Genomic DNA, 4018 nt, shown 5'->3' on the forward strand with positions numbered 1-4018 from the left:
GGCTTCAACCACTCAATGAGTTATGCCGGAATGAATTAATGAAACAAACACATATCCATGGCGATGAGACTTCCTATGCTATAGTCCCCTTATGGTTGACAGATGAAATATTATAATTCATCTCTCAACTTTAAGGGGACTTTTCTATGCCTAGATCTAAATATACCGCCGAAGAAAAATTGTCAATTCTGACTGGATTAAGTAAAGCCGGCCTCTCAAAAAAAGACTATTGTCGAAAATATGGTATTGGTTTGACCGCATTTAGACGTTGGCGTGACCTATATGAACGTGATGGAATAGTGGTATTAACGCTTTTGGAGCTTGTGATTGAATTAGATGAGCTAAACCATCCATTAATTCACATGAGGGACATTTGTATGTCGTCGTGTAGATTCTTTCTAAGTACAGCTTGGCCGGCCGGAAGTGGAGTTCTTCATGCGCAAGCTTTTTACCGACGGCAACTAAGCCGTGTCCGTTTGGACACAGCTTATCTGGCAGTTCAACGACAGTCTCTTGAACGGGAACACTTGAATTTACGACTGCTTGCCGCGTCCGCTTAGCTTTCTTCGTTGGCTGTACTTGATTTGATTGGTTTTCTTACCCAGTTTGCTCTGGTTGGCTAAAAACACTATTGTCCTCATCAAACAAAGAGGTTTGATCAGTATTGATTTTCTCTGACTTTTGACCAAATAGTCGTTTAGTCAGGTAGTCAATAATCTCAGACTGTTCTTGAATCTTCTTTTTTAAGTCGGCAATTTCTTCTTCTGGCGTCATAATATAACCACTCATTCTATGTTTTCTTGTTATTGAGTTTATCATAGTCTGGCACCGTTAGAAAGCGCTTTATTTACTTTTGGCGGTTTGATTTTGTGAATGGTCGAATCCAGTGACCATCCTCCCAACTGTCTTGATAATTGTAGATAGGTTAGCTTTCGGACTTCGTCTTGATTGACCGGCCACTGTAGTCGGCCGGCCTCAATCCGTTTATAAAGTAATAGAAAGCCATCTCCATCCCAATATAGGGCTTTGAATCTGTCTTTGCGGGTACCACAAAACAGATATAAAGCCTGGTTGTATGGATCTAAGGCAAATTGTTCTTGTATGACGGCTGCCAAACCATCAATACCACGGCGTAAATCCGTTTTTCCACAAACAATATAAGTTTGATGAACTGCATCCATATTAATGAGCATTATTGAACACCGCCTTTAAAACCGCATCAACAATGTAGCTGTTTGCTTTGTTGTAAATGATAAACCGACTTATTTTGTCCAACGCGAAGCTGAACTGCTTTGGTCGCCGTCGTCTGTGGCGCCGCCAACCTAACTTTGTGTGGCATTTCAACTTTGACAATATCATGTTTATCCATAATAAAAACCTCACCAATTTATTTGATGAGGTAATCATATCGTGTACTCAGGGGCAATCATAGACGGTCAGTTATTGGGTGCTTACGTTACATCAAACAGATACGAGTTTTATTAAAAGCAATAACAACCCTCGTATCAAAATAAGATTTGATGGTAAGCCCCAGATAAGGTGCTTGAAACTCGCCATTCAGTTGGCATCATAAGGTTATGACCAACGTAGAAAGTACACTTTAACAACAGATATTACAAGACCAAATTTTTTATATTGGAAAACTATATTATAAATGTCCTGGGTACTTATCAGTTATTAGAGGGCTTCATCAAAGAGAGTCTGAATAGATTTAACTAGATAAAATTGCTATAAATCAGATTGTTAAATTTCTGAATAATCTTTGTTAACACGTTACTTAACTCACGAAACCATGTGTAATGCCCGCCATTTCGCATTTTTATCTGTTATAATATCACGATAAAAGTGTAGGGGGATTCTTTATGGGGAAGATTGCAGCCGTAATTGTTACGTATAATCGAAAAGACCTTTTAATAGAGGCATTGCAAAGTGTATTGTCGCAAGACGCATCACCAGAGTATGTCTTTGTCATTGATAATGCTTCAACTGATGGCACACGGGAAGCCGTCATGTTAAAATTTGATTTTGATAATCAAAAACTGATTTATTGTCAACGACCGGAAAATTTGGGTGGTTCCGCTGGCTTTTCGTATGGTATCCAACAGGCATTGAAGACTGATTGTGATTGGATCTCAATTTCTGATGATGATGCGATTTTTCAACCAGGATATTTTTCAGCGCTGCGAACCGCTATCACTGAGCACGCGACACAACAAGTTTTCTCAGGATCAGTCTTGTTGCCGAATGGTAAACATGATGAGATGCATCGAGAAGTGCTAGTTAATTCTGAAACGTTAACCGTTAAGCCAATTGCTGAAGCAGACTATGCGACTGATTTTTATTATGATGTTTTTTCCTTTGTGGGTATTTTGCTCAGTCGCAAGCTGGTGACGAGTATTGGCTTGCCGGAGCAGGACTATTTTATTCGATTTGATGACTTTGAGTATGCGATTCGCGCACTAAAGGATGGCCGTTTTCTGAATATCCATGGGGCGAAAGTTTTGCACAAGACCACTTATACGCGGTCAGCAATTGCCCCATGGAAAGAGTATTATGTCATGCGAAATCGGATTGCTGTTTTATTTAAGCACCGTGGTGAGTCTAAAACGACACGTCGATACTGTCGTCGTTTCTTAGCACGTAAGTTAGTTGCAATTTTATTATTTAAGAATCGTTGGGGACAAGCACGTGCACTAAGCCGAGCTTATTTAGCGGGTTATCGGGACGGACAGGATGAACATCTAGGACGTAATCCGCAGTTCTTACCATAAACCGGTTGTTAGAAATAGTTATTAGGGAGTGGGATAAATGCAATATGGGGCAATTGTGGTGACATTTAACCGCAAAGCATTATTAATGGAATCATTGACCGCATTGAAAAATCAAACGGTACCACCGGCGAAGATTATTCTGATTGACAATCATTCAACTGATGGGACTCAAAAGTTATTGAAGTCAAAAGGGTTATTGGATGATGCGATGATCGACTATCGGTATTTAACTGAAAATATTGGTGGGGCTGGGGGCTTTACTCGTGGGATACAGATTGCGGCGGCAGATTCTAGTTTAGATTGGGTGTCGTTATCGGACGATGATGCCATTTTTGAAACAGACTACTTTGAGAAATTAATTGCGTATCAGGTAGACCATCCAGAACGTGAAGTTTTAACTGGTAGTGTTCAGGTCGCAGACGGCCGCTTACAAGTTGATCAGCGTAATCGCTTTACGAGTTGGAATACTTTTCGGGCCGAGGCAGTCTCAGAAGCGGAATATCACGAGAACTTTGAATTTGACCAATATACATTTTGTGGCGTCTTTCTGAGCCTGAAATTGGTCAAAAAAGTTGGGCTACCAGATGCCGGGTATTTCATTTGGTGGGATGATTGTGAATATGCGGTTCGGACAGCTAAATATGCGCGTCCAGTTAACGTGAGTGCGGCCAAATTGATCCACAAAACTTATTTACCTTCATTAGACTTCAAGCATAAGTATATTCCGGATTGGCGACTTTACTATGGCATCCGTAACCGTCTGATTACGATTAAACGGTGGCGATTAAATCCGTTGGCGAGCTTTGCGTGGTTAATCGTCTTTTATGGCCGTTTCTTTGTGAAGTTATTTGGGCCATTTTATCGAGGTTATCGACGGATTGTTGTCAGAGTCTACTTTGAGGCGCTGCGTGATGCAATCCGCGGTAAGGAAGGCTTGAACCCGCACTTTATGCCGGGACAAAAGTTTTCAAGTTCATCTAAGGTTGATGAATGAGAGATAACTAGCAGTTTTAAACAGGTCATGACAGGTTGCTCGGTTTTCCGGTTCTTTGTCAACTGTTGTTGGTAATTTGTTATATTTCACATGAGGTTGCCTAATCGCACTTTGATTAGTCAACCTTTTTTAACCCAAATGCTAGATGAATTCTTAGTCTAAAACTACTGAAACAACCAAATCCGTAACTTACACGTTTTATGACCTTGATTTTATTATTGATACCTTCCATTGGCCCGTTAGAGTATTTATA

Annotated in this window: 7 protein-coding genes and 1 pseudogene; 3 read left to right on the plus strand and 5 right to left on the minus strand. The window is 40.4% G+C overall.

The window, feature by feature from the left end; genetic code table 11:
• Positions 1-146: 146 nt before the first annotated feature.
• Positions 147-287: pseudogene (locus FFM70_RS14130) on the plus strand (transposase); the annotation flags it as partial.
• On the opposite strand, the gene FFM70_RS14135 reads toward FFM70_RS14130, so the two are convergent.
• The 4 genes from FFM70_RS14135 to FFM70_RS13670 form a co-directional block, all read right to left on the minus strand.
• A complete protein-coding gene (locus tag FFM70_RS14135; protein ID WP_223877511.1) occupies positions 262-498 on the minus strand; it encodes an IS66 family transposase zinc-finger binding domain-containing protein in 237 nt (78 codons plus the stop codon). The pseudogene FFM70_RS14130 and the gene FFM70_RS14135 overlap by 26 nt on opposite strands.
• Before the next feature lie 99 nt (positions 499-597).
• Positions 598-774 (minus strand): IS66 family transposase, encoded by a 177-nt coding sequence (locus FFM70_RS13660; RefSeq protein WP_171002386.1) that lies wholly within the window; start codon positions 772-774, stop codon positions 598-600.
• Between the two features lie 41 nt (positions 775-815).
• The gene (gene tnpB, locus FFM70_RS13665) at positions 816-1193 is read right to left on the minus strand and encodes an IS66 family insertion sequence element accessory protein TnpB (protein WP_137617392.1); all 378 of its coding nucleotides are present in this window, start codon (positions 1191-1193) and stop codon (positions 816-818) included.
• Between the two features lie 26 nt (positions 1194-1219).
• Positions 1220-1369: a hypothetical protein gene (locus tag FFM70_RS13670; RefSeq protein ID WP_223877510.1), complete on the minus strand. Its 150-nt coding sequence runs from the start codon at positions 1367-1369 to the stop codon at positions 1220-1222.
• 493 nt (positions 1370-1862) lie between these two features.
• Here FFM70_RS13670 and FFM70_RS13675 point away from each other — a divergent pair, with 493 nt between their 5' ends.
• Both FFM70_RS13675 and FFM70_RS13680 read left to right on the plus strand, forming a co-directional pair.
• Positions 1863-2771, plus strand: a complete 909-nt coding sequence (locus FFM70_RS13675; RefSeq protein ID WP_137617393.1) for a glycosyltransferase family 2 protein — start codon at positions 1863-1865, stop codon at positions 2769-2771.
• A gap of 37 nt (positions 2772-2808) precedes the next feature.
• Entirely contained in the window at positions 2809-3765 is a 957-nt protein-coding gene (locus tag FFM70_RS13680; RefSeq protein ID WP_137617394.1) for a glycosyltransferase family 2 protein, read from the plus strand.
• A gap of 115 nt (positions 3766-3880) precedes the next feature.
• Here FFM70_RS13680 and FFM70_RS13685 read toward each other — a convergent pair.
• Positions 3881-4018: transposase (locus FFM70_RS13685; RefSeq protein WP_137617395.1), on the minus strand; the 138-nt coding region annotated here is incomplete at its 5' end.

The sequence above is a fragment of the Lactiplantibacillus nangangensis genome, from assembly GCF_005405065.1.
In the GTDB taxonomy this organism is placed as follows: domain Bacteria; phylum Bacillota; class Bacilli; order Lactobacillales; family Lactobacillaceae; genus Lactiplantibacillus; species Lactiplantibacillus nangangensis.